This is a genomic window from Thermicanus aegyptius DSM 12793 (assembly GCF_000510645.1).
Lineage (GTDB): Bacteria > Bacillota > Bacilli > Thermicanales > Thermicanaceae > Thermicanus > Thermicanus aegyptius.
This window is the reverse complement of sequence record NZ_KI783301.1, coordinates 394230-420589: the sequence shown is the minus strand read 5'-3', so window position 1 is coordinate 420589 and position 26360 is coordinate 394230. Positions and strand designations below refer to the sequence as shown.

Below are 26360 nucleotides of genomic sequence, written 5' to 3'. Positions count from 1 at the left end.
AAAAGTCGAATCGGTTCGAAATATATCCTATTTCATCAATTATTGTAAAAGGAGTAGCAAATGTTGTCAATCGCTCATTAAGGATTTTTTATGCGAAGAGAGCGGAGTCGGTTGACCGCCATCGCGATCTCGAAACGACGGGGAAGGGCCATATCGCCGGGATGTTTTCCCGGCGGATAGGGAGAGAGAACTTCTAAACCCTTCTCCTGAAGCCTTTTTTCCACCTCTACGAGGAGCCGGTTCATCTCCCACCTGCCCACCTCCCTCTCTTCCCCCAGCAGCCTAAGAAGGTTGGCGATGGCTCGGGTCTGGCTTTCATCCACCAACTGCTCACAGTAAGAGAGGTCAATCCTCTCCTCTCCCAGGAGAATTGTAAAAATGCCCTTTGCCTCCGCCTTCTCCCTCCCTTTCCTTAAAGCAGAGAAACTTTCTGGGAGAGGGATGCGGGGAGTGAGATGGAGAGGGGAGGTTGTCTCCGGTTTACGAGTACTCTTTAACCGTCCCGCCACCTCTTTTGCCTTCTGTGTCACATCATACGCTTTGTACTCGTCCATCAAGATGACCGTATCAGCCACATCGAGATAATCACCGGTTCCGCCTACGACGAGAAGGGTAGAGACCCCTTGTTCCTCGTAAAGCTCTCGAACTCGGTCAATGAAGGGAGTGATCGGTTCCTTCTCTTTCTCTACCAGAGCCTGCATCCGGGCATCCCGGATCATGAAATTGGTGGCACTTGTATCTTCATCGATGAGGAGGAGACGTGCCCCTACCTCCAGCATCTCCAGGATATTGGCTGCTTGGGACGTGCTCCCCGAAGCATCTTCCGTGGTAAAGAAGGTGGTCTCCTTCCCATATGGAAGTTGGTGGATAAAGGGAGTCAGATTGACTCCGGTGATCTTACGCCCATCTTCCGCCCTAATCTTTACGGCGGTAGTGTCTGTGAGGACGTACTCCCGCCCATCTCCGGGGATGTGGGGATAAACGCCACGCTCAATCGCCTTAAGAAGGGTGCTTTTCCCGTGATACCCTCCCCCTACGATTAAGGTGACTCCCTGGGGAATTCCCATGCCACGAATCGGTTTCTCCCGATGGGGGATCGGAATTTCCACCGCTAGAGAGGGAGGGGAGTAAAAAGGGATCACTCCTTTCCCTTGCATCGGTCTGTCGCTAATCCCGCTCTCCCGGGGAAGAACGGCTCCGTCTCCGACGAAGGCAACGAGCTTATGGGCTTCGAGATAGCGATAAATGGCTTCTTGCTGATCCGACAATTCCAGTTGGCGGCGAAGGGCCGCCTCATCTCTCTCCAATACGCCTTTTTGAAGAATCTCCGGCAGATCCTCCAGGAACATCTCGATCGCTTCCCTCCCCAGCACCGTCCTTCCCCGGGCCGGAAGACCCACGGAGAGCCGGAATTCAACCTGCTCCTCCGTGAGCCGAACCGCCGTCCGCATGAGCATCTCCTGTCCGGGAGTATCGATCCGGATCAGACCGCTGCGACCCGATCCCCTCCTCTTTCCCACTTGGCGTATAGCCATGAGAACGGAGCGGTTGAGAAAATCGGCGAGGGCAACTTTCCTCCAGGGGGTTTGATCCATCTCCTTGGATAGCCTGGCCCGCTCCCGAGGGAGAAGGAGTCGGATGCGGGAAGGAGCGGCGAAAGGATCCCCCTGTACGTGGTCAATCAAGAGGGTATATCCCTTTCCCTCATATCTTCCTTCCATCTCTTTATAGGCTTTGTACCCTCTCCCATCGATGCGGGTGAGAATGGAACGGAGTCTCTCCATAGTCTACTTCTCCTCTCTTTTTTCTCATGTTCGTGCCCAATGCTTTCGGTCCCCGTCGTATCCCTTTTTTTCTCGCCCATTTTATGTTTTGGAAAGGGATATGGGCTCCCCTTAAAGTATACCGCCCCTCATCATTCCATACAAACCACGGCATCGGCAACAGAAAAGGAAGGCTGCCGACTTCCTCTTCAGGCGCCTTCCTCAAAATTGTCTTTCCCATTCATCTTCCGGATGGAGCAAATATCTTATCTCACTGTCCTGCGATAAATCTGTTCTTTCAAACCCTTTCCCGGTCTAAAGGCAGGAACTTTAGAAGCTGAGATCATGATTTCCTCGCCGGTCTGGGGGTTCCGCCCTTTCCTGGCGGAGCGCTCCCGAATCTCAAAATTCCCGAAACCGATCAGTTGGACCTTCTCTCCGGTTTTTAGCGCATCGGTGATCGCATCTAAAACCGCATCTACAGCCTTTGAGGAATCCTTTTTCGTAAATCCCGTCATCTCGGCTACGCGTGCGACCAATTCGCTTTTGTTCACTTCTTTCCCCCCTTTCCATACATGCCTCTTATGCTGGTGGATCTGGGCTCGTCTAGCACAATTATGGACATTTTCTTTTCAGGATAAACGCCTAAACCGTTTGATCCGCTCTTTTTCTATTTACTTTATCCTAAATGGATGAAACGGATCATGATCCTCCCTCTGCTACCGGCGGCGCATATAAGTGGTGGAACGTCTCCCCGATTTACGATTTCGCCTCTTGGATGGCAGCCACTAGTTCGGCCTCAACCTTTGCCGCTGTCTCCGCAATCCGCTCATTTCCGATCATCTTCATGATTTCCGTCGGCTTCGGCATTCCGATATGGGTCATCCCATCTTTTTCATAGACCACGATTTTGCAGGGAAGGAAATAACCCACCATCAGGGTTTCGCCGAGAACCCTCTTCGCCTCCTGAGGGTTACATACCTCCAAAATCCGGTATGGGTGTTCAAATTCCACCCCTTTATTCCGCAGGGTCTCCGTCATGTTGAGATCCCAGAGCACACCGAACTTCCGCTTCTTTAAGCTTTCCGCCAAGGCGTTGACCGCTTCATCCACCGTCTTCGTGGTGGTCACCGTGTAGTCAATCATCTCATCCTTCCTCCTTTACTCCTAATATTGTCCCGTTCAAATCGATTCATCCATCATACCAGCTTGGGTATTTGCACTAAAAGGATATCCTTCCCCTCTTCCCCTTGTCAAGGCGAGAAGGTTCCGTTCTCCACACTTTTTTTCAAAAACTCTATAAATTTCTTCGCAGGAAAGACCGTTTCATCTCCTTTACGATAGGCCAGACTAATATAACGTCGATTCACATAGCCGGGAAGATCCCGCATCACCAATTCACCCAGGGCGATGTCACGCTCCACGCTTCGCTTGGGCAGAATCCCAATGCCTATGTTATGTTTTACCGATTCTTTGATCGTTTCAATGGCTCCTAATTCCATGCGAACGTTCCATTGAAGCCCATTCTCCTTGGCCCAAGCTTCGGAAAGTTCTCGGGATGTAGAGCCTTTTTCATGAATTAAGAACGACTCATCCTGCAAATCTTCTATAGTGATCTTTTCTTTCTCTGCCAAAGGATGTTGAGTTGATAGAAGGAGCTTCAATTCGTCCTCAATGAGGGGAATGATTTCCATTCCTTCCCTCTTTTCATCCGAAAGCGAGATTACGGCCACATCGACCTCATACTCCTTCAACATCTCCAGAATCGTTCCCGCCTTTTTCACCGTTAGCAAAGGAAGAATGTTTGGAAATTGTTTCTGAAAGGACTCTAAATAGGTGGGTAAGAAATAGGTAGCCGGAGTATAACTTGCCCCGATCTTTAATTTTCCCCTCCCTTGCTCCCGATACTCTTTCATCCGTTGTTCCGCTTCCTCCTCCAAAGCGATCATCCGCCGGGCGTAAGGAAGCAAGTCCTCTCCCGCATCCGTCAGGCGAAAATAGCGGTTCTTTCTCTGAAACAATGCGACGCCCAGTTCTTCCTCCAATTTTTTTACATGGAAGCTCACGGTTGGTTGTCTCAAATGTAACTCGGCGGCAACCGCCGTCAATGATCTCTTCCGTGCCAGGGTTACGAAAACGCGCAATTGTTGAAGATTCATCCCAACATCCCCCCCTTTCAACTATAGATTTTATCTATATAAACATCAATAATTATATAAATTATTTAACATAACCTTTACTCCCGGTTTACGTTCCTCTCACAATCCTCCCTTAGAATAGAAAATGTACAAATTGAAATTGGGAGGGTGTATGGATGATCAATAGAAGCCGGAATCTGTTTATGCTGTTCGCTCTGGTTCTAAGTCTCTTGTTTCTTACCGTCGGCTGTGGAAAGAATTCGAGTTCTGAAGCCACGCCGGCCCGGTCCACCGGAACCGGCCAATCCGGGCAGACAACGTCACTTGACGGGTCTACTAAGGATAAACCCCAATCGGACGAGCCTCTTGTGGTTTACCTGAATGACTTTGATGAAATGATCAAACCCTTGTTTGAAGAAGCCACCGGGTATAAGCTGGAACTCGTCACCGGAAACGGCGCCGAGATCATGTCCCGCATCGAGGCGGAAAAGGGAAATCCGCATTGGGATGTGGTTTGGATGGATGCGATGCCCTCCATTCATCAATTGGGTAAATCCGGACAATTGTTGGAGGGTTGGATCCCGAAAAACTATGAAAACTTAACCGACTTCGCCAAAGCCTTCGTTCCGGAAAATCATTCCTATTATCCGACCGGTGCCCATGCCGCAGCCGTTCTGGTTTACAACACAAAAGCCTTTACCCGTGAAACGGCGCCTAAATCGTGGGATGACTTAACAAAACCTGCGTTTAAGGGAAGTCTTGGCATGGCCGACCCAGCGGTCGCTGCCCCGGCTTACCCGTTCGTGGCCTGGTTTTTTCAAAACAAAGGAATGGACGGTGGAAAAGCATATTTCGATGCCCTTTTTAAGAATGGTGCCAAAGTTTATCCGAAAAACCCCAATGTTGCTAAGGCTTTAACCGGCGGGGAGATTAAAGTGGCGGCTCTTCAAGAAAGCAACGCCTATACCCTAAAAAATCAAAATGAACCGGTGGAGATCGTCTGGCCGGAAGAAGGCGCACCGGCATCCGTTCGGGTGGTGGCCATTCAAAAACAAACGAAGCATTTGGAGGCGGCCAAAGCCTTCGTTGAATTTCTCCTCGACCCAAAAACGCAACAAAAACTGATCGACCAAGGAGAAGAAGCTTACTTCGAGCCCTCAGCAAAAGGGGCAACGCCTAAAAAAGATCGGGCCGGTCAAGCCAAGCTGGTCGTGGCGGAAGCCGATTGGGCCGCACAGCATGAAGCAGAAATCAAACAATGGTTTGCCGATCAAGCGGTGAAGTAATGCCATGTGTAGAGTATCCGGAAAAGAGGATAGGATGGGCTGGTTTGTGCTGGCCATCCTGTTCCTTCTTATTCTTCTTCCCTTGGCTGCAGTGATCCTCCAAGTTTTATTGCCTGGAATCTTCTTTGGGAAACTGACGGTAGGTGATCTTTCCCTTCTGTTCGAGGTCTTTCGCAGACCCCTTTGGTTATTATCCCTTAAAAATTCCCTATTGCTTGGGATCGGCACCACTTTATTCGCCGCGTTATTGGGCGGTGCATTGGCCATGGTACGAGCCAAGTGGTCTTTTCCCACCGCAAGATGGCTTGATGTGGCCAATTGGTTACTGATCATCACCCCCTCCTTCATTTTGGCTCAAGGGTGGGTGATGTTCGCCTCCTCCGGAGGAATTGCTGCGGAGTGGTTCGGTTGGGGATGGTTCCATTCCCTGGTTTTTAATCCTCTAGGCCTTATTGCCATCATGACGCTGAGTAAGTTCCCACTCGCCTATTTAACGGTCTATGCCGCCTTGGAATGGAAGGAGAAGCGTTTACATGATGCGGCTCGGCTCAATGGGGGTTCAGCTTGGGCGGTATTAAGGACCGTGGATATGCCCTTACTTCTTCCCGCTTATTTCTCCGGCGCCCTGCTCATCTTCATGGATACGGTCGGAGACTTTGGTATGCCCGCTTCGATTGCGGCGGTATTTCGCTTCCCTACGCTTCCCTATTCGATTTACACGGCCCTTTATACCTCGCCGATTCGCTTCGATATGGCAGGCGTTTTATCCTTTTATCTGGTTCTCCTGATTGCTCTGGCAATGGGTTTGCAATTCTATGTATTGCGTAAATCCCGCTACGATTTTTTAACCGCTCGGGCAACCCGATACGAACCGCAAAAACCAAAACGGTTCGCCATGCTGCTCACTACCGGAAATCTTTTTTTCCTGGCGATTGTATTGGGCATCCCATTTGGATCTAATCTGCTGATGTCTTTGTCCGATTCAACGACGACATCCGGCATAAAAGGGCTCACTCTACAGCATTATGAACAGTTGTTCCGAAACGGAGGCCCTCTTTTGGAAAGCATTCAACATTCCATAGGCATCGCTTCGATCGCAGCTCTTGTGGGCGTAATTTTAGGTTTTCTTGTGGCTTACGTATTAACCTATTCCCTATTTCCGTACCGACAGGTGATCGATGTGATCTCCTTGATCTCCTTCGCTGTACCCGGTGTTGTCCTTGGAATTGGATATATTTTTATCTGGAACCAAGCGTGGCTTAAATCCGTGGGACTTCTTCTCTACGGCACTCCCTGGATCCTTGTTTTAGCCGGTATTGCCGGTGCGATTCCGATCACCACTCGAATCATGGTCGGAGGGATGGCCAAAATTCCTAAAACATTGCTCCATGCGGCACAGGTTCAGGGAGCAGGGGGCATTCAACGTATGGTTTCCATCCTTTTTCCGCTTTTAAGAGCAGCATTTCTTTCTTCCGTCCTGGCAGCCTTTGGAACCACTGTTTTTGATCTTGCGATCACTTCCATACTTTATCCCCCTAACTTCATCACATTACCGGTATCGATCAATAAAGCCTTTGAAAATTTACAATTCGGATATGCCTCCGCAGTGACGTTAACGGGGGGAGGATTGGTCATCCTCATCATCCTTATCGTTCAACTCATTTTCAAAGAAAATAGGTTCCACGGAGGAAGGGGAATGGAATGAATCCTTTCTTAGAGGTTGAAGATCTTCATAAGTCATACGGTTCTTTTCACGCATTAAAAGGGGTAAGTTTCTCGGTTCATGCGGGGGAAATCATCAGCGTCCTTGGCCCTTCCGGTTGTGGAAAATCTACGCTACTACAACTGATCGCCGGATTGCAACAACCAGATGCCGGTTCCATTCGCTTTCGGGGAGAGGTCGTTTCCTCGCCCTCTCGTTTTATCCCTCCCGAAAAGCGGAGAATCAATATGGTGTTCCAGGACTACGCCCTTTGGCCGCATATGAATGTGTATGAGAATATTGCCTATGGACTGCGTCGGCAAAAGGTCTCCCCTCTCGAGATGAAAAAAAGAGTTTCCGAATTGGTCTCCCTGCTTCATCTCGATGGACTGGAGAACAGGCTTCCTTCACAATTATCCGGCGGGCAACAACAACGGGTCGCCATCGCCAGAGCTTTGGCCACTCAACCGGATCTCATCTTGCTGGATGAACCCCTATCCAATTTGGATATGCGCCTTCGCATCGAGATGCGAACAGAGATGGCCTATCTGTTCCGTAAGCTGCAAACCACCGTGTTACATGTCACCCATGACCCTGCGGAAGCCTTCGCCATGGCAAACCGGCTCATCATCATGGGCCAAGGAAAAATCGATCAGATGGATCGCCCGGAGATTTGTTATGCAAACCCATCCACACCTTCCATCGCTTCTCTCCTGGGAGCGAGCAATCACCTCACCGGTCGGAGAGTATCCCTCCATGAAGGAACCGGAATCCGTGTCGGAGAGGAAACCATTCTTGGGAAGATGCCCGGTTTAAACGGAAACATGTCTCCCCGCTCCCTTCAGCTTCTCTTTCGCCCTGACGATGTCGTCTGGGTGGAGGAGGGAAAAGAGAACGCATCTTTTGGCGGAGAGCCCTTGAATAGTAATCGATTACCCGTTCGGGTGGTCTTGAGCGCTTTCGAAGGGAGCCGTTATCGGATCCTCGCCGAAACCCTAGATGGGCAGTCCCTTTCCTTTTTCCATCTCCATCCCTTAGAAACGGAGCAGAAGGGGTGGATATGGATCCCACCAAAAAACGCATTTCTCTATTCCCTTGATGATGAAAGGTCGATTTTATGAGACGCATCTTAGTCATTTCCGATATTCATGGGTTTTCAGAAGGAGTGCGTATCCTGCTGGAAAAAGCAGGGTATCTCCCTGGAACCGATGATTTATATCTGTTAGGAGACTTTATTGATTATTCTCCCTCCACCTGGGAAGGAATCACATACATCCGGGATTTGTTTCAGCATGGCGCCAAAGCAATTGCGGGAAATATGGAACTTTGGCTGATAAATAAATTGGACAAGGTGAATTCTTCCTTCATTTCACAGGCTGATCTTAACTTTCTAAAATCGTTACCTTTCTACCTTCTGCAAGATTCCTATTTATTTGTCCACGCCGGGATCAGACCTGGAATCTCGTTGGAAAATCAGAGGATCTCCGATTTAACGGGAATTCGAGAGGATTTCTGGAACAGCTCAGAGCACATGCCCTATACCGTGGTCTTTGGCCATACGCCTACCCATCATCTGGGAGCTCTACCGGGGGAGTTGTGGCATGTCCCTGGAAAATTGGGAATCGATACCGGGGCTAAGCACGGCTTACGTCTTACTCTGGTGGACCTGACCCATCGTCTCTCCTATTCCCTCTCCACGTCAAAAGGGAATCTCAATGGGGATATACGGATCATGAAATGGGGGTGAGGAGATTCACCTCTCCTCCTTCACCCCATAAGCCTCCAACTTCCGATAAAGATTTCGCAGGCTGATGCGGAGGATCTGGGCCGCCTTGCTTTTATTCCCGCGGCACTCTTTTAAAACGCGGAGGATATGTCGTTTTTCCATCTCCTCCAAGGGGAGGAGAAGATCTTCCCCTGCATGCTCTTCCGGTTCTCTTTTCTTTCCTACCTCCTCTTCCTTCGCTCCACCCTCTCCGATTGCGCTTCCCTCCCCTCTCTCTTCCAACTCTTCTTCCTCCTTAGGCACCTTTTCTCCTCCCAACCCGGTCCCTTCTTCCCTCTTTCTCCCTCCACTCTCTTTCTCTCCCATCTTCTCTCCTCCCGTCTTCCGTTGAGCCGATCCGATGGAGGAAATCCCCTGGGGAAAGAGGTCCTCGCCCCGGATCCACTCGCCTTGGGAGAGGAGAACTCCCCGCTCCACGATATGGGCCAATTCACGGACATTTCCAGGATAAGAATGGGAGAGGAGAAGGTGGAAGGCCTCCTCGGTGAATGATTTCTTTCCATAGCTGGCTTGAAAGCGATCCAGAAAATATTGGGCAAGGAGCGGGATATCGGAGAGGCGTTCGCGAAGGGGAGGAACGGTGAGCTTCAATACATTTAAGCGGTAATAGAGATCCTCCCGGAAATTTCCTTTTCCAATCTCCTCCTCCAGGTTCCGGTTGGTGGCGGCCACCACCCGGACATCGACGGTGCGAAGCTTCGTTTCCCCCACTCTACGAAACTCCCCGCTTTCCAAAAAGCGGAGAAGCTTAACTTGCAGCGAGAAAGGCATTTCCCCGATCTCATCGAGGAAGAGGGTTCCCTTATGCGCCATCTCAACCAATCCCTTTTTCTCCGACGTCGCTCCTGTAAAGGCCCCCTTCGAATGGCCGAAGAGTTCACTCTCCAGTAAGCTCTCCATCAAGGAACCGGAGTTGATGGCAATAAAAGGTTGCCCATTCCGATCACTCCAAGCATGAATCGCCCGGGCGATCAACTCTTTCCCTGTCCCGCTCTCCCCCTCGATAAGGACGGAAGCCTGGCTTTGCGCCACCCGCCTCGTCATGTGGAGAATCCGTTTCATGGCCGGATCTTCGCCGATGATTTGGAACTGAGCCCCTTCCATCTGCAAGGCTTCTCTTAATCTCTGATTTTCCTCGAAAAGGCGTTTTTTCTCCATCGCCTTTTGCAGGATGACCTCCAGTTCCTGCAAGTGATAAGGCTTCGTCAAATAATCATAGGCTCCCCCCTTCATCGCCTCGATCGCCGTTTCTATCGTTCCGTGACCTGTAAGCATGATAATCTCCATGAGAGGATTTCGCCGCTTCGCTTCCTTTAAGAGGGCAATCCCATCCATCCCAGGCATCTTAATGTCGAATATCCCCACATCACAAGAGGAGAGATCGGCTTTCTCCAGGGCTTCCAAAGGGGACGCATAGCCTTCCACCCGGTATTTCTTTCTCTGCAAACGTTCCACCAACAGGCCTAAGAGATCCGTTTCATCGTCTACGATCAAGACATGGGCTTCCTCATTCATCCTGTGCCCTCCTCTTTCTCACCGCTTTTAAACAAGGGGAAAAGAAGAGTAACCGTCGTCCCTTCTCCCTTTTTGCTGGCCAATCGAATCTCCCCGCCCATCTTCTTCATCACCTGATACGCGATATAGAGCCCCAATCCTGTTCCCTTCCCCACAGGCTTCGTGGTATAGAAAGGATCGAAAGCCCGGCTCATTTCTTCTTCACTCATCCCCGTCCCCTCATCGATCACCTGGATCTTCAGGTGCTCCCCATCGAGATCAGATTGAAGGAGAAGTTTCTTTCCCGGTTCCATGGCATCAACGGCATTCTGGAAAATGTTCATGAAAACCTGTTGAATCTGAAGGGGATCCCCCTGAAGCAGGGGGACCTCCTCCACCCGATTCACCACCTTAATCTCTTTTCGTTTCAGCACATGTCCCATGAGAAGGAGGCTCTCCTGAATGAGCTCTTCCAGATCAACCTCTCCCTGTTCCAAGGAGGACTTCCTGGAAAAATGGAGAAGGGAGTCGATAATCTTCTTGCAGCGGGCCACATTTTGCTGGATGATCCCAAGATATCTACCCACCTCTTGTGAGGAAATGGCCCCTTCCCCTTCAGACTCCAATCGCTCTTTCAGGTCTTCCGCATAGGCGCTGATGGAGGCGAGGGGGTTATTCACCTCATGGGCAAACCCGGAAGCCATCATCCCCAATGCGGAAAGCTTATCCGCTTGGATCACCATCTCCTCCATCTTCTTCTGTTCCGTAATATCCTCTACCACCACCAGGAATTGGGGGTCCCCTTCCATCACCCTCTCCAGAGGATAGATGCGATGGCGATAAATGGAGGTCTCTCTTCCCTTCTCCAACTTGGTGACAACTTCATTCTGCTTCGGAACGATCTCTCCGGGGAGAAGGGGACAATCCTGGCAAGGTAAGTTTCCCCCGGCGAAAAGATGATAACAAGGGAAGGTCCCCTCATCCCTTCCAAGCCATTCTTTTAACCGATCATTCATCCAGGTGACGGAGAAATCATCCCGAACCAGGGCAAATCCTGCTCCGCTCCCATTGATGATGGTATCCAGCCTTTCCTTTTCCTGTTCCAACCGTTCTTGATTCTCTTTCAGCTGTTCCATCATGCGGTTAAAGGCTTTGGCCAATCGCCCAAATTCATCGGAGGAGGGATGCTCGATCTTCGTCGTTAGCTCTCCATCCGTTACTTTCCGAACCGCCCTTTCCATCTTCTCGATGGGGCGAGTAAACCGGATGCCGAAGAAAATGCTGGTTCCCGCCACCGCGCCCATGATCATGAGCATCACCAAAAGAAGGCGTTGGAGGAGACGCCGGATGGGGGTATACACCTCCTGCAGGGGTTGCTCCACCACCACCCCCCAACTGGAGATGGAGATGGGAGCATATACGCCAATGACCTTTTCTCCGGTATAGCTGGTATAAACGGCAGGAACAGGAATGTTGCAGCGTTTATTCACCATGTCTTGCAGCGCTTTCGCCTGTATCACTTCCCTTTTCTGCAAAACCTGGCTATGTTCCGTATGGGCCAGGAGATGGCGATCACCGTCGATCAGATAAAGATAGCCTGTCTCCCCCATATGGATGGCGGAAATCCGACTAAAAGTACCTTTGAAATTTACTTCTACCAGGAATCCCCCGGTGAATGCCCCTGTTTTAGAAAAGTAAGGAAGAGCGACATAGAGATAAGGAGTCCCATCCTTGGCATAGTGGAGACTGCCGATTTGAGGTTCCTCCGAGCGGCTTTCTCGAAGTCGCTGGAGAAGAATAGGGGAGATCTCCTGGGGAGGTATCACTTCAAACCGTTGGGCATGAAGGAGTACCCTTCCCTTTAGATCAAAGAGATAGAGATTCTCCACTTCCTGATTCTGCTTTAGAAAGGCGTAAAAGGCCACTTCCCAGCGGGAGAGATTTAAGGGTTCCTCGCCTATTCTTCCGTTTAAATCGCTCAGGAATTTCATTCGTTGCATCAGACCCTCGATCCTCCGCTCCACTTCCCCGGCCGCCCGTTCCACGATCGTAACCTCTTTCTCTTTCACCCCTTCCTCTAACCATCCCTTTACCACGCTTACGTTATACCAGCCGATGATCAAAATCGGGAGGATCGACATCGTTACCCCGAAAAGGAGGAGTCGGATTTTAATGCGGTTCCACCAAGCCATCTACTCCCCTCCCTTTTCCTGATCCATCCGGATTCGCTCTACGAAAGCCTCCCCGGCTGGGGAAAAGGTGAGATGGAGAGCTTGTTCCGTCTCCGGATTGACCAAAAGTTTCACCGTCTCCGGAGTCTCCACCGGGAGGGTGGACGGATCTTGGCCATGAAGGAGCTGGCTCGCCATCCTGGCACATTGGTACCCTTGATCGTAATAGGAGATGCCGTAGGAGAGAAGAAAGCCGTTTCTCACGTCGTTCTCGTAGAGGCCAAAGAGGGGAAGACCTTTCTTCAGGGCGATTTCCGCCAATTGCGGGCTGATCTCCTCCAAATAGTAGCTGGGTAAGAGGAGAAGAGCATCTCCATTTTTGAACGTGTCATCTTGGAAACGTTTTAACTGTTGTTCGTTAGAAATGGAAATGGGGAAGAGGGGAATGCTTTCCCGTTCCGCCACCTCTTGTACCTTTTTGAGGGCAAGAAGACTCGCATCAACCCGTTTATCATAGAGGACGACGACCCGCCGTACGGAGGGAAGGAGAAGTTTTAGAAGCTGCAGGCGTTTCCCGGATAGATCCACATGGCCGTTCTCCAACCCCGTGATCCTTCCCCCCGGGCACCCATACCGTTCGACCAACTTCAGCTGGACCGCATCGGCTGCACCCATGAAGAGGATCGGCGTCTTCCCCTCTTTTTTCCCTTGAAATGCCTGGGTTTCGATCGCCCCGCCGGTCGCGATGAGATCAAGCCCCATGCCATCCAGTTCGTCGGCATCCTCCTTCATCTTTTCCTGGTCGTTCTGCGAATCTCTCAAAATCACCCGGTAGTCTACACCCTCTACGAATCCTAATGCCCTCATCCCATCAATAAATCCTCTAACCTTATCCAACCTCTCCGGTCCGCTCAATAAGATCCCGATTCGATACATCTCCCCCTGTGGAATGGTAGATTTAAAGAGAAAAGAAAGCAAAAAAAAGGAAAAAAGGGAGAGAAGGAGAAGTCCTATGAAGAAGAGTAAGCCCGGTTTTTGTTTCATCACGCCTCCGAAAATTTCAATTCTTCTCCTTCTATTCTACCACGGGGTTTGAGCGCCACTTGTTACAATTGTTTAACATAGCTCACCTTGCCACCACCGCCTCCCGGTAGCAGACATCCCGGCAAAGACGGCAGTCTACGCATAGAGCCGGATTGATTTCCCCCGTTCCATGCTCCCGGTTCAATTGAATCGCCCCGGTAGGGCATACCTTCTCACAGATTCCACAAAAGGTGCATTTTTCGGTGATGGAAAGCTTCGGTTCATCCTTCCTCACTTTTAACCGCACGAGATCCGTTCGTTTCAGTTCCCCCTTTTCCCACGGGAAAATCTCTTTTTCCGGGGCGATGCTTTTCAGGACCAGGTCTTTCGTCCCCGCAGCCATGCGCTTAAAAAAGGTTCTCCGGTCCATCCGTTCTACTTCCGACTGCCTATCATGCCCTTTTTTCTCCCTGCCGAACTCGCCCCCTTTCCCACCTTCGTTTTTACGTTCCGCATCCTCGATCCAGACAAAACGGCACTTCGGATACTTCTTTTCCCATGCTTTCGTTCTCTCCTTCAGCCTCTCTCCCCCTTTCCGCCATGGACACCCCTCACACGTCCCGCCAAGGAAGAGGAACTCCGACACTCCTTCCCCCATCGCCACATGGATCGCAACTTCCTCCAATTCCCCCAAGCATTGGAGGGGAAATCCTCCCCCTCCCTTTTTTGCCCGGGAGCAGACGAAGAGAAGCTCTTTTTTCCCTTTTGACGATTCCTCTAGGCGGCTGTAGTACTGCTCCAGTCCCCTTTCTCTTCGTTCCAAGGCATCAACAGGGCAGGAGGAAACGCACAATCCGCAGTCCCGGCAAGCGGGGGAGATCTCCACCCCTCTCCCCGCAAGGGTAATCGCCCCATGGGGGCAGCTTTCAATGCAGCGGGTACAGGTGGAGGCCTGATGGCGGGCATGGGTACATCGCTCCGGATGAAAAAGGATGGGATCTTGCTCCTTCGACCAGATGATGCCCAACCGGAAGAGTGTCGTAAGCATCGATCTTAGCCCCTTTCCGCTCTCCTTACCCCTGTACGGGATGTGTTCCTTGAAGAATGGAGGACTCCTCCCTTTTCTCCGACGAATAGCGCTCCTTTTCATCAGTTACCGGCAAGAGATAGAAGAGGAGGAACAAGAGTAAAATCTCGAGAAGCGCAAAACCAAAGATAAACCGGAGATGTGAAACCTTGGGAATATACTCGGTCCATCCGTTCCCGTCCAATTGCAGCTGCTGTCCGCCGACGACGAAATTCATCCGCATGGCCATCACCCCAAAGAGGGTCATGAGCGAAGCGATGGTAATCCCCGCATAACTCTCCCGTACCTTGCGGATGGAAAAAAGGATAAAGGGGAGAAGGAGGCCGATCAGAACCTCATAGACCAAGAAAGAAATTTGATGTTCGCCATAAAGCATTTGCCAAGCCGTCTCATGGGCATTGGTTCCGGCGTAGTAGAGGACAATAAAGGCGGTGATCAGGAGAACCGCATCGATCAAAATAAACCAGACCATCATTCCGGCGATCTCTACGATTAAAGCTTTCCTCTCCGGGGTAATTTTCTTCTTGGTGCTAAAAAAGCGCTCGGCGATCATGGTAAGGATGAGGAGGAGGCCGGTCCCGGAGACCACCGCCGACATCAGGAAGATATAGGGCATGAGGGCGGTGTTCCATAACCCCCGGGCCTGAACATTGGCCAGAATGAAACCGGTATAGCCGTGCACCATCAGGGCCAGGGGGACGGTGATCATCCCCAGCTGTTTCACCCTCTTTTCATCCTTCTTAAAGGATTCCTCGCTGGTCTCCTGAAATCCGAAGGAGAGAAAACGGTATAGCTTTCCCCGCCAGTTGGTTAAGCTTTTCGCCCCTAACGCGAAATCCTTCCGAAACATGAACCAACCGTAGATGGCCGTCATGAGGGGATAGAGGGTGAGGAGAAACGACCCGTACGTGATGGGGGAACTGGGATTAAAGTATACGAAAAGGTGCCAGAACCGAGCCGGCTGCTCCAGATCGACGATGAGGTGGAGCGGGGCGATGGCGAGGAGGGTAAGGGCCATCACCGTGCCGATCTTGGAAATCGGCTTATACTTCTTCATGCCCAGGACGGAACTTAGGCTGGATAGAAGGAAAGAACCGGCGCTAAGCCCCGTATAGAAGAAATAGACGGCGATGAGATATCCTAGGGGAACTTCATGTTGGACGTTATAGAGATAGTGAAGCGGCACATATTCACCCATACTATTTCTCTCCTCTCTTCAAAAGATCATAATCATTGCTCATGAGGGTTCCGTCGGCGTCGATGTAATAAACTTGCGGTTTCGTTCCCATCTCCGCCTTCAGAACCTGGGTGTTGCAGGTGGCGACCAATTGATGAACCAAGCTCTTCGGATCGTTCAGGTCCCCGAATACTCGTGCTCCTCCCACACAGGTGGCGACGCAGGCCGGTTCCAATCCCTCCTCCACCCGGTGGTAGCAGAAGGTGCATTTATCGGCCGTCCGGGTGACCGGATTAACATAACGGGCTTCATAGGGACAGGCTGCCATACAATACTTGCAGCCGATACAACGGTCATAATCGATGAGGACCGTTCCATCCTCCGCCTGCCATGTCGCTTGGACGGGGCAAACCTTCACACAAGGGGCTTCCTCACAATGGTTGCACATCCTGGGCAGCTTTACCCGCTTCACATCGGGGAATAGACCCACCTCCATCTCCTTCACCCAAGTGCGGTAAACCCCATCGGGCACTTGATTTTCCACTTTACATGCCACGGTACACGCCCCACACCCAATGCATTTCCGGAGGTCAATCACCATGGCATATCGTTTCTTCCTTTTGGTCTCCGTCCCGTTTTCTTCCATCCTACATCCCTCCGTCGCATGATAAGAGTTGTCGATCTTTCTCGATAAACCGCTGCAAGAGCTGAAGCATGGGAAAATAGAGGGTCTCCTCTCCCGCTTCCTGAAGCTTCGGGAGGTACCGGTTTACAAAAAGGAGAAGATGAAGATCCAGGATCTCCGCCTCTTCCTGCTCCACCCGTTTTCTTATCCCCATCCCCGAATAAGTCTCCATATTGCAAAGATGCGCCATGTAGGCCAGCTCAAAGCCGAGATAATCGGCCATTCCCAATTGTTTCAAGGGAGGGTAAATCTCCAAATCATCCGGGTAAAACCAAGCCCGCCGATATCTCTCCGCCAGATCCCTTTCCGCTTCACCCCAAAACTGATGATGGAGTAGCACCGACTCTACCGCAGGGGCATACCGTCCCGATATGGGAACGAAAAAAAGATCATAAAAGTCTTGTTGAAAATCCTCCAGTCTCCTCCCTTTTTCGGTATAGGTGGTAAGCAATCGCTCCAATTGAAGAATCGCCTCCTCCCCCTGGAAATCTTCCTTCAATGAAGGAAGAACGATGCGCAGCCCTTCCAACAACCCTTCGCTAGGCTCCTTCAAAAAAAAGGAAGCAAAAAATTGATACATCTCCTCGCGCATCGTAATTTCACTTCGGTTCAGCACCCGCCCCCACTCCTTTCTCACAGTTTCACAAGCTTTGCCCGGGTATCATTTCTGGAGACGGCGCCGCTTACCGGATCGTTAACGATCCTTCCCTGGGGATCCCGGAAGACGAGGGGATTTAAAGCGATCCCTGCGGCGATTTTCTTATTCCCTGGAAGTATCTTCCCGCCAATCTCCCGATCTTTCGCACCATATTCCCAATGCCCATATCCGAAGGCAATGGCCACGGTTCCGGGCATCAGTCCTTCCCGAACCTTTGCCCGACCTGTCGCCTCGCCGCTGGGGGTAATGAGCTTTACCGGGTCGTCATCCTTAATTCCCAAGCGGCGGGCATCTTCCCCGGCGATTTCGATATGGTTCGCCTCTTTCAGATCTTGAAGCCGACTGATGTTCGCCAGCGTAGAGACGCTCCGGTAGCGGGATTTGTAGGATATGAGGGTAAAGGGCCACTCCGTCGGCGAATAATGGTCGGTGATCCGTTTCCCGTCGATAAAGGCCGGTTCTACATAGGTGGCCGTCCCCTCAAAAAACTCTCCGGTGATGGCGTTTTTGGTCATCGCCACCGCTTCGTTATAAATGTGAAGCATGCGCGGAAATTTATATTTCAGATCATCCCCTACGTAAGCCGCTTCCCTGGGTTCAAACCTTCCACCCCGCACCAGGACATAGAGAACTTTGCGCCATTCCTCCTGGGATAAAACCCCCTCTGCTCCCTTAAGCATCTCGTCAATGCCGGTAAGCTTCACCTCAGCCGGATCCACATCGGGAACCGGTTCACCGTCGTAAGCGATATTGGCCGCCGCCCGGAGGTAGAAATCCTCCTGCCGGTGCAGGGGATAACGCATTCCGTCGCTCCCCGGAATGGCCCCTTCCCCATACCCTGGTAGGCCCAACCGTTTGGCCACATCGATGAGATAGGTTTCCATGTTGACATAACGGCCATCGGCCAGCTTCGGCGTCCTGGGAGCAACCACCGGCCAGCGGGTCGCCGAAACCTTATTCACCATCCCGTTCCAGACGCTGGGCATCCCCCAGCTTTCATAAAAGACGGTATCGGGCAGGATATAATCGGCGAAAGAGGTCGTTTCCCCCATCACCACATCAATGGAGATGATGAGGGGAAGTCGCTTCGGATCCTTGAGTGCTTCGATCACATCTTTTTGGTAAAGACCCGGGACGGTGTAAAGGGGATTCATTTGGTGATTCAGGAGAATCTTCACCCGATAGGGATCCCCTCTTAGCGCGTTGGGGAGGACCTCCTGCATCATCTCTTGGGCGAAGGGATAATAAGGCGCCTCGGCAGGATAAGGATTCTCTCCTCTATCCACCTTCTCCTTATACTCCCGCGTCTTTTCATAGGCGAATTTGTCCCTGGAGATCCGCATCCCTTTCCCTTTGGGACTGCCCGGGATGTTGAGGAGGTCATAGCGGGGGCCCGGGTCAAAAGTTAGATAGCCTCCTGCACTCTTGCTCATTCCCCCTCTTTTGTTCACATTTCCGACCAAAGCGTTTAGGAGGATCACCGCGTAACTGGTATAAAAGCCGTTGGGGTGCATCACCCCGCCGTGATGGTCGGTTCCCACCCGGGTCCCATGGCGGGTAAACTGATCGGCGAGCCAGATCATTTTCTCCACCGGAACTCCGGAAATGTCGCTATATTCCTTCAACGTCCTCTTTTCCGCATTTTCCTTCAGGGCCATGAGGGCCGTTTTCACCAAGATTTTGGCGCCATTTGCTCCTTCGATCTCCCCCTTATACAGGATCTCTCCAACACTTCCATTCTTGGAAGTGGTCAGGGTGTGGCTCGTTTTGTCCAAAAGGACGTACTCCTCCTCTCCCCCCAATCCCACATCGGAGGCCCGCAGGAACTTACGGTACAGTGGATGTTTCGGATCATCCACGATGAAATAAGTGGCATTGGTCCAACTGGGATAGCCTTTGGCAGCGGCCGCCTTCGGATTGGCAGCAGAAAGATAGGCTTCATTATACCGCTTTTTTTCAAAGATCCAGCGCATCATCCCCATCACCAGGGCGCCATCGGTTCCGGGACGGATGGGGATCCATTTTCCTTTCGTCCCCGCCAGGTTGGGAAGGACGGGATCAATCACCACAAATTGCAGATTGCCGTCCGCTGCCGCCGTTCCCGTCTTTCGGGAAATGGGTTGATAAGGGTTTCCCGCCTGGCCTGGGGCTGTCCCAAAAAAGAGGATAAAGTCGGCTTCATCAAAGTCGGGCTTCATGTGGGGACTCTTCCGCCACTCGTCGGTAAAGGCTTGATAGGCCACCCTTCTCGATCCCCCGCAGATCCCTGTATGGCCGTATAGGTTGACCGTTCCGAAGGCAGAGGGAAACCGCTTCAGGAATTCCGTTCTCCCGTCATATCTTCCGCTAAGCACCACAAGTTGGTTTGCCTTCGGCCCCAGTTCTGGCCGGGTGGGATCGATGAGGTTTTTTACATCATGCACCTGCTTAAATCCTTCGATCACCTGCTCTTCTCCCAACTCCTTAAACAGCACGCCCCCATTTACGGTTTCGTTCAGAAGATCCTCATAGGAGATCGGTTTCCATTTCCCCGAACCCCGCTCTCCGTTTCTCTTTAAGGGAACCAGGATGCGCTGGGGATCGTAGGTGGTCTCAAAGGCGCTGTTTCCACGGGGACAGACGGTGGCCCGATGGGTTATGCCTTTATCCTGATAACGGCTTCCGGCAAGATAAGCTTCAAGGAGAGGGGTTTCATAGGGAAGGGGCTCCTGGGCCGAATTGGGATGATAAGGGTTGCCAAATACTTTCACAATCTTCCCCGTTCTCTTGTCGATCTTAAGCCGATTCCCGCAGTTGCTAAAGCAGCCTAGGCAGACGCTGTTCCGCATCACATAGTTCGGGTTTTGTTCCACCTTCCCGGTGACCAGATCCACCCGGGCCTCCGGCTCCTGGCTCGTCTTCGTAGAGTTTTCAACCCGCCGGGAAAGGGGGGAGAAAGTTTTGTCGGTCACCACCTTCCCCAATCCCAAGCCGAAGATACTGAGTGAGCCGATCACCCCCGAAACTTTTAAGAATTGCCTTCGACTGATTTTATGCTCCTCTTTCGACAATTCCCATTTCATCACGGATCCTCCCTTGCCATCATTTTTCTCTCACCCCTCTCCCATGCAAGTTTCATGCCAAAACACAAATCTTCTCCTATGAAAGCGTTCCTCGCGCGCGTTCGGATGGTTTTTGTCATTTTTCGAACGCATAGGCATGTCAATTTGTCATCCCCTTTGTCCTTTTTACAAAACTGGGGAAGCTCCACGATCTCTCCGCCATATGATAAGATATAAAGAAAAGAGGGGAGGGAGGGAGTCATGTATGCGCTATCAACAAGGATTGAGCCAAATTCCTGCCCAAAAACAGACGTTATCTCCCCAGATCCTCACCACCATCAACCTCCTGCAAATCCCTGCGGTTGAGATGATTCAATATCTATCCCAAAAGGCGGCGGAGAATCCCCTGCTTGAGGTGGAGCACTGGGTGAGTGGAATCGAGATTCCCCTTCGATCTCCTGAAAGGAAGCTTCGTTCACACGCTGCATGGGACGAAGAGAAAGTCCCCGTATGGGAAAGGATTCCCGAAAGAGAGTACTCCCCTTTGTTCGATCTCATGGAGCAAGTACGTTTCCTGCGTCTTCCTCCTGAAAAAGAGAAGATCCTTTTCTATCTGATCGGCAATTTGGAAGAAGGGGGCTATCTTCGTTTAGAACCAGATGAGATCGCCTCCCGCCTGGGGATTGAGGAAGAAAAGGTGGAAGAAGCGGTAATCCTCCTTAAGAGCTTGGAGCCTCCGGGGGTAGGGGCCAGGAATCTAAAAGAATCCCTCCTCCTTCAGCTAAAGCGTTTGGGCGTGGAGGAAGAGGGCCTTTACCGCTTGGTTTCCGAACATCTGGAAGACTTGGCTCAGCACGCGTATGAGGAGATCGCCCAATCTCTGCATCTACCTGTTCGAAGAATCGAAGAGTGGTCCAAATATATCCAAGAAAACCTAAGTCCCCGCCCCTTGACGGGGGCTTACGCCGAACCTCCCCATTACATCTATCCGGACCTTTTCCTTCAAAGGATCGAAGGAGAATGGGTCCTTCAGATAAACGAGAGACTCTTTCCCCGGATACACCTCAATCGGGAATATGAAAAACTTCTCCACGAAGGCATACCCGATCCGGAGACGGGACGTTATCTCTCGACGATGCTCCAGGAAGCTCAGGGGATTATCCGCAGCCTGGAGCAGCGAAAAACCACCCTCTATGCGGTCATGAAGGCGATTCTCTCCCGTCAGTCCGCCTTCTTCGAAGGGCGAAACCTAATCCCCCTCACCCTAAAAGAGATTGCGGAAGAGATCGGTGTTCATGAGTCCACCGTAAGCCGGGCGACTCAGGGGAAGTATGTGGAGACCCCCTTTGGAACCTTTGAGCTGAAATACTTCTTCCCTTCCGGTTTTACGAGCAAAGAAGGGATTGCTCTGACCAGCGACTCTGTAAAGAAAAAGATCAAGGAACTGATCGAGAAAGAAAATAAAGAAAAACCCCTCTCCGACCAACACATTGCGGATCAATTGGCATCGGAAGGGATTGAGATTTCCCGGAGGACCATCACAAAATACCGGGAGGAGCTGGGCATTCCGTCTACCTCTAAACGAAAAAGAAAAAAGAAGGGGCGGACCGGTCGGTAAGCCCCCTTGTCCAATCCCCTTCATCTATAACACGCTGTAGGTCCAGTGTCCTGCCAAGGCCTATGGCATGGCCACACGTCATGCCAAAAACCCCATGGAGCCCGCTTTTGCCGCGAGCAAAAAAGTCGAACCGATGTAAGTGCCACCCCAAGGGACGGCCATTTTCAGAATCGGTGTCCCTTATCCCGAGGAAAACGAAGCGGTTGCCTTTAAAAGTTCCAGCCCCGCCTATACTGCACAGGCGCTTCAATGCTCTCCCCCAACTCGAGGGCCGCTCTCCGGGGGAAATAGGGATCCCGTAAAAGCTCCCGGGCGATGAAAATAAGATCGGCCTCTCCCTTCTCCAAAATCTCCTCCGCCTGCCGGCCCGAGGTGATGAGTCCCACCGCCCCTGTGGGAATCTCCCCTTTCTCCCTGATTTCCCTGGCATAAGGCACCTGATACCCGGGGCCTAGGGGAATCGGTTTCGCCTCGTTTCCGGGAATCACCCCTCCGGAGCTTACGTCGATCAGGTCAACCCCTTTCTCCTTCATCCAGCCGCTGAAACGGACCCAATCTTTCACCCGGTTTCCCTTTTCATGATACTCGTCGGCGGAGACGCGGACGAAAAGGGGACCTTGCCATACGTCACGCACCGCCGTAATCACCTCTCCGAGGAGGCGGAAGCGGTTTTCCGCGCTTCCCCCGTATTCGTCCTCCCGACGATTGGCTAACGGGGAAAGAAATTGATTGAGCAGATACCCGTGGGCGGCATGAATCTCGATCACATCATAGCCTACCCTCTTCGCTCGCTCCGCTCCTGCCCGGAACGCATCAATCACCTTTTGAATCCCCTCAAGGGTTAACGCCTCGGGAACGGCATATCTCTCATTAAAACGAATCGCCGAGGGGGCATAGATGGTCCCCCTGACCTCCGCCTTTCTCCCGGCATGGGCAAGCTGAATTCCTGCCTTTGCTCCATATCGGTGAATCTCTTCTACCAATTGGGTGAGGCCCGGCAGTTGATCCTCCTCCCAAATCCCCAAATCCTCCTCAGAAATTCTCCCTTCCGGAAGTACGGCGGTCGCCTCTTGCACGATGAGTCCCACCTGTCCCACGGCTCGGCTCACATAATGGGTGATGTGAAACGGCGTCACCTTCCCATCCTTCGCATAGCAGGAATACATGCACATGGGGGACATCACGATGCGGTTCTTTAACGTCACATTCCTTATGGCAAACGGGGTAAATAACAAGCTCACGTTCTATCCCTCCTTGGGTTCTCAGCTAAACAGTCTTTTTAAAAATTGCCTAATCCCCCAATGCCTCCTGGGCCAATAACCGAATCGTCGAATCATCCATGGGAGGATTATGCAATCCTGCCCGGACATCCCGATAATACCTCTCCAAGGGGTATTTCTTCAAGAGGGAATGCCCCCCCATGATCCGCATCGCCAAATCGACCCCTTCGATGGCCGCGTTGGTAACAACCATCTTCGTGGCGGAAAGCCTCCCTACCAGTCCTTTCCTTTCTTCCGGATTCTCATCCCATTCCCGGGCCGTGGCATAAAGAACCGTCCGGGCCGTAAAGAGCTTAAGCTCCATCTCTCCGATTTTCTCCCTGACGGATGGGAGCGTTGCAATCGGCTGACCGATGCTGTTCGGTCTATATTCCTTAACATATTGAAGGATGAAATTCCGGGCTGCTTCCGCAATTCCCAAGTACGTAGCCGGTATGTGCAAAAGCCATCCCCCGTAATCCTCTCTTCCTGGGGAAGGACGATTCGGTCCTTTACGGAACACGAGGTCCTCATCGGGAAGAAAAAGGTTCCGGAAGAAGAGGTCATGGCTACCTGTCGCCCGCATGCCTAAGCTATCCCAGGTCTCTTCAATCATCAATCCCTCCCGGTCCCGATGAACGAGAAATTCTCCCACCTCCTCTTCTCCTTCAATGGAGGCGGTAATGATGAAATAGGTAAGGATGGGGCTTAAGGTTCCCCAGGTTTTATGCCCGATAATCCGCCATCCCCCTTCATCCTTCACCGCCTTGGTGGTTGGCTTTCCTCCCCGGCTGGGGCTGCCCGTCGCCGGTTCGGTGGCGATGGAATTGATCATCGCACCGGATTCTACCACTTCATGACAAAGCCGCTGAAATTTCTCTTCCGGCCACAGGCGGGAATCCCTCAGTTTCATGATGATTCCCAAATGCCAACCCAGCCCAAGGGCGGTGGAGGCATCCCCTTGGGCCAATATTTCCAGAATCCGAATCAATTGCGACAGGGAGAAATCTTCCCCGCCATATTCTTTCGGAACGGTAAGGGTAAGGAAACCTTCCTTTTTCAGTTCCTCAAAATTCTGAAAGGGGAAAGAACCGGTGCGGTCATACTCCCCCGCCCTTTCCCCCCATCTTTTCGCCAATTCTAAAGCCCTCTCCTCCCATCGGTTCATCCTCTCACACCCTTCCATTGCTCTGATTCGTATGATCCCATCATGGTGAATACTCCCTCCGCCCATTATACCCGCATTCGTTATGTTCGTCATGTCTTCGGCAACTTTTTGCTTGTGTATAGCCCCCCGTTAAAATACAGTTCGAATTCGACGCATGCCCCTCCTTTGTCTGCATTAAAGGCGGTCATATTCCCCCCGTGCATTTCGACCATTTTCTTGGCCACATAAAGACCGAGGCCCGCATGCCCTTCCTTGGTAGAACGGGATTGATCGCCTCGGTAAAATTTCTGAAAGAGATTGGAAAGATCTTTCTTACTGAACCCCTTTCCTGTATCACAAATCGTAAATCGGACATGATCATGGGTAACCTGGGCACGAATGGTAATCGTTCCACCTTCCGGCGTGTACCGAATGCTGTTCCCCACAATATTGTCCAAAATGCGATCCAGTTTCTCCACATCAACCGGGCAGATCGCCTGATCCGGTTTTTCATAGACGACCTCCACGTTGAAATGGATCTCTTTCCCTTTTCCGATCATCTCATAACTCTCCTTCTTCTCCATTAAAAAAGAGGAGAGGTCTACGGGGGTGATGCGAAGGGTTGCCGTGGGCCTTTCCATCTCAGATGCGTAAAGCATCTCTTGGATCAGCTTCAACCCTTTCCTTGCATGATCCGTTATGATCCGCAAATATTTCTCCCTCTTCCGTAAGTCCCCGGAGGGTTCATCAAGAAGGGATTCCGCATAACCCTGGATGACCGAGAGCGGGGTTTTCAAATCATGGGCGAGTGCCTGAACCATCTCCTGCCTTTCCTGCTCCGCTCTCCATTGGGCGAGTAAAGAGTTTTTAAGCTCGTTTTTCATCTCATTAAACGATTGGCAAAGCCTGCCCACTTCATTATTTGCCGTATACTCGATGTGGAAGTCGAGATCTTTTTCCCTCACTTTTCGGGAGGCATCGATCAGCATCATCACCGGTTTGCGGATATTTTCGGATAATTTTTTGGAAAAGAGCCATGTAAAGAGGAGGATATAAAGGAACGGAGAAAACGCGATGAGAATAAAGAGAGGCATGATCCACATTTTATCCTGTTCCCTTGCGTAGTGAGGGGTTAACGTGTAGGAAAAGGAGGCGGCTCCCTTTAACGTACCCTGGGAATCGAAGATGGGGACGATTTTCACATACCTCCCGTTCATCGCAAAGGTCGTGTTGATTTTATCATAGAGATCCTCTTTGCTCTTTATCAGTTTTCCCTCCTCTGTCCCATAAAGCCGACTTCCATTTTCATCCATAATCTGATACAAAACTCCTTCGGAAGGGATCAGCATTTCCAGGGATGGTTTTTCCGTTTCATTGAAAAGGGATACTCCTTTTTTCTTGATCTCCTCTTCCATGGCGGGGATTTGCTTCTCATAGTAGTTGGCCGGATAGATTTTTTCATATTGCAATTTTAAAAAAAGAAGATAGCCCCCAAAATACGTGACGATGGTGGCGATGAGGCTTAATGTCATGATTAAAACAAATGAGAGGATAAATTGGGACTTGAGCGACATTTTTTCCAACATGATGATTCACCCGCAACATACCTGATTTTGTATACAATCATCCCATCACCTTCTCAAATCGATACCCAATGCCCCACACCGTGGAGATATACTCCGTATCGGGATCAAAAGCCGCAATCTTTGCCCTCAAGTTTTTCATATGTTCGGTGACGGTGGATGAATCCCCTTCCGCATCGCATCCCCACACCTTCTCATAAATCTGCTCCCTTGAAAAGACCTGACCCGGATGCATGAGCAACAACTCCAAAATGTCAAATTCCCGTCTGGTGAGCGGCAGGTCATTCCCATCGATCTTCGCTTGCCTTGACTTCAAATCGACCGAGAGCTTTCCGATGTGTATCCATACCCTTTGATGGGATTGATTCAGGAAAATGGCCCTCATCTCTCTTCTTAAATGGGCTTCAATTCTAGCCATCAGTTCTTTCAGGCTGAAGGGCTTGATTAAAAAGTCGTCTCCTCCAAGGGCCAGCCCCCTCAGCTTATCGGCCTCCGACTGTTTTGCGCTTAAAAATAGGATTGGGCAAAGAACCTCATCCCTTATTTTCCGGCATACTTCATATCCGTCCATGCCGGGCATCATAATGTCGAGAATAATGAGATCCGGTTGTTGTACCCGGGCCTTTTTAACCCCGGTCTCCCCATCGTACGCTGTGAATACCTGATGCCCTTTCCCCTCCAAGGAATCTTTCAACAAATGGACCAGATCTTCCTCATCATCGATGATAAGAATCCGACTCAT

General features: G+C 51.2%; 21 protein-coding genes. 5 read left to right on the top strand and 16 right to left on the bottom strand.

All coding sequences use genetic code 11. From position 1 onward, the window contains the following. Positions 1 to 77 precede the first annotated feature (77 nt). The 4 genes from THEAE_RS0102225 to THEAE_RS0102210 form a co-directional block, all read right to left on the bottom strand. Entirely contained in the window at positions 78 to 1784 is a 1707-nt protein-coding gene (locus THEAE_RS0102225; RefSeq protein ID WP_028986384.1) for an ABC-ATPase domain-containing protein, read from the bottom strand. Positions 1785 to 2029: 245 nt separating this feature from the next. Beyond that, positions 2030 to 2317 carry an HU family DNA-binding protein gene (locus THEAE_RS0102220; protein ID WP_028986383.1) on the bottom strand — a complete coding sequence of 96 codons (288 nt, stop codon included), beginning with the start codon at positions 2315 to 2317 and terminating at the stop codon, positions 2030 to 2032. A 205-nt stretch (positions 2318 to 2522) separates the two neighbouring features. Further along, on the bottom strand, positions 2523 to 2909 hold the full coding sequence (locus tag THEAE_RS0102215) for a DUF302 domain-containing protein (protein ID WP_005588047.1): 387 nt from the start codon (positions 2907 to 2909) through the stop codon (positions 2523 to 2525). A 107-nt stretch (positions 2910 to 3016) separates the two neighbouring features. Then, positions 3017 to 3922 (bottom strand): LysR family transcriptional regulator, encoded by a 906-nt coding sequence (locus tag THEAE_RS0102210; RefSeq protein WP_028986382.1) that lies wholly within the window; start codon positions 3920 to 3922, stop codon positions 3017 to 3019. 155 nt (positions 3923 to 4077) lie between these two features. Here THEAE_RS0102210 and THEAE_RS0102205 point away from each other — a divergent pair, with 155 nt between their 5' ends. The 4 genes from THEAE_RS0102205 to THEAE_RS19725 are packed head-to-tail and all read left to right on the top strand — an operon-like array spanning position 4078 to position 8636. Beyond that, positions 4078 to 5187, top strand: coding sequence for an ABC transporter substrate-binding protein (locus THEAE_RS0102205; protein WP_028986381.1), 1110 nt, complete (start codon positions 4078 to 4080; stop codon positions 5185 to 5187). Positions 5188 to 5221: 34 nt separating this feature from the next. Then, positions 5222 to 6892, top strand: a complete 1671-nt coding sequence (locus THEAE_RS0102200) for an ABC transporter permease (RefSeq protein ID WP_245605515.1) — start codon at positions 5222 to 5224, stop codon at positions 6890 to 6892. Beyond that, positions 6889 to 8010, top strand: coding sequence for an ABC transporter ATP-binding protein (locus THEAE_RS0102195; RefSeq protein ID WP_028986379.1), 1122 nt, complete (start codon positions 6889 to 6891; stop codon positions 8008 to 8010). Before THEAE_RS0102200 ends, THEAE_RS0102195 begins: the two co-directional genes overlap by 4 nt. Next, positions 8007 to 8636, top strand: a complete 630-nt coding sequence (locus tag THEAE_RS19725; RefSeq protein WP_052329700.1) for a metallophosphoesterase — start codon at positions 8007 to 8009, stop codon at positions 8634 to 8636. Before THEAE_RS0102195 ends, THEAE_RS19725 begins: the two co-directional genes overlap by 4 nt. 6 nt (positions 8637 to 8642) lie before the next feature. Here THEAE_RS19725 and THEAE_RS0102185 read toward each other — a convergent pair whose 3' ends face one another. From THEAE_RS0102185 to THEAE_RS0102150, 8 genes are all read right to left on the bottom strand, one after another. After that, positions 8643 to 10190, bottom strand: coding sequence for a sigma-54-dependent transcriptional regulator (locus THEAE_RS0102185; RefSeq protein ID WP_028986378.1), 1548 nt, complete (start codon positions 10188 to 10190; stop codon positions 8643 to 8645). After that, entirely contained in the window at positions 10187 to 12361 is a 2175-nt protein-coding gene (locus tag THEAE_RS0102180; protein WP_028986377.1) for a PAS domain-containing sensor histidine kinase, read from the bottom strand. The genes THEAE_RS0102185 and THEAE_RS0102180 overlap by 4 nt, the downstream gene beginning before the upstream one ends. Continuing rightward, positions 12362 to 13384 (bottom strand): ABC transporter substrate-binding protein, encoded by a 1023-nt coding sequence (locus THEAE_RS0102175; protein WP_028986376.1) that lies wholly within the window; start codon positions 13382 to 13384, stop codon positions 12362 to 12364. An 82-nt stretch (positions 13385 to 13466) separates the two neighbouring features. After that, the gene (locus tag THEAE_RS0102170) at positions 13467 to 14411 is read right to left on the bottom strand and encodes a 4Fe-4S binding protein (RefSeq protein WP_028986375.1); all 945 of its coding nucleotides are present in this window, start codon (positions 14409 to 14411) and stop codon (positions 13467 to 13469) included. 25 nt (positions 14412 to 14436) lie between these two features. Further along, the gene (gene nrfD / locus THEAE_RS0102165) at positions 14437 to 15648 is read right to left on the bottom strand and encodes an NrfD/PsrC family molybdoenzyme membrane anchor subunit (protein WP_084213415.1); all 1212 of its coding nucleotides are present in this window, start codon (positions 15646 to 15648) and stop codon (positions 14437 to 14439) included. A 1-nt stretch (position 15649) separates the two neighbouring features. Continuing rightward, positions 15650 to 16273, bottom strand: coding sequence for a sulfate reduction electron transfer complex DsrMKJOP subunit DsrO (gene dsrO, locus THEAE_RS0102160; RefSeq protein WP_005588036.1), 624 nt, complete (start codon positions 16271 to 16273; stop codon positions 15650 to 15652). 1 nt (position 16274) lies between these two features. Continuing rightward, positions 16275 to 16928 carry a TorD/DmsD family molecular chaperone gene (locus tag THEAE_RS21840; RefSeq protein WP_028986373.1) on the bottom strand — a complete coding sequence of 218 codons (654 nt, stop codon included), beginning with the start codon at positions 16926 to 16928 and terminating at the stop codon, positions 16275 to 16277. A 17-nt stretch (positions 16929 to 16945) separates the two neighbouring features. Further along, positions 16946 to 20032 (bottom strand): molybdopterin-dependent oxidoreductase, encoded by a 3087-nt coding sequence (locus THEAE_RS0102150; RefSeq protein ID WP_052329698.1) that lies wholly within the window; start codon positions 20030 to 20032, stop codon positions 16946 to 16948. Between the two features lie 244 nt (positions 20033 to 20276). On the opposite strand from THEAE_RS0102150, the gene rpoN reads away from it, so the two are divergent. Further along, on the top strand, positions 20277 to 21629 hold the full coding sequence (gene rpoN, locus THEAE_RS0102140) for an RNA polymerase factor sigma-54 (RefSeq protein WP_028986370.1): 1353 nt from the start codon (positions 20277 to 20279) through the stop codon (positions 21627 to 21629). Positions 21630 to 21838: 209 nt separating this feature from the next. Here rpoN and namA read toward each other — a convergent pair whose 3' ends face one another. From namA to THEAE_RS0102120, 4 genes are all read right to left on the bottom strand, one after another. Then, complete coding sequence (gene namA, locus THEAE_RS0102135; RefSeq protein ID WP_028986369.1) at positions 21839 to 22870, bottom strand: NADPH dehydrogenase NamA; 1032 nt, start codon at positions 22868 to 22870, stop codon at positions 21839 to 21841. A 49-nt stretch (positions 22871 to 22919) separates the two neighbouring features. Continuing rightward, positions 22920 to 24056, bottom strand: a complete 1137-nt coding sequence (locus THEAE_RS0102130) for an acyl-CoA dehydrogenase family protein (RefSeq protein ID WP_245605514.1) — start codon at positions 24054 to 24056, stop codon at positions 22920 to 22922. An 89-nt stretch (positions 24057 to 24145) separates the two neighbouring features. Then, complete coding sequence (locus tag THEAE_RS19715) at positions 24146 to 25621, bottom strand: sensor histidine kinase (protein WP_211233464.1); 1476 nt, start codon at positions 25619 to 25621, stop codon at positions 24146 to 24148. 37 nt (positions 25622 to 25658) lie between these two features. Beyond that, the gene (locus THEAE_RS0102120; protein ID WP_028986367.1) at positions 25659 to 26360 is read right to left on the bottom strand and encodes a response regulator transcription factor; all 702 of its coding nucleotides are present in this window, start codon (positions 26358 to 26360) and stop codon (positions 25659 to 25661) included.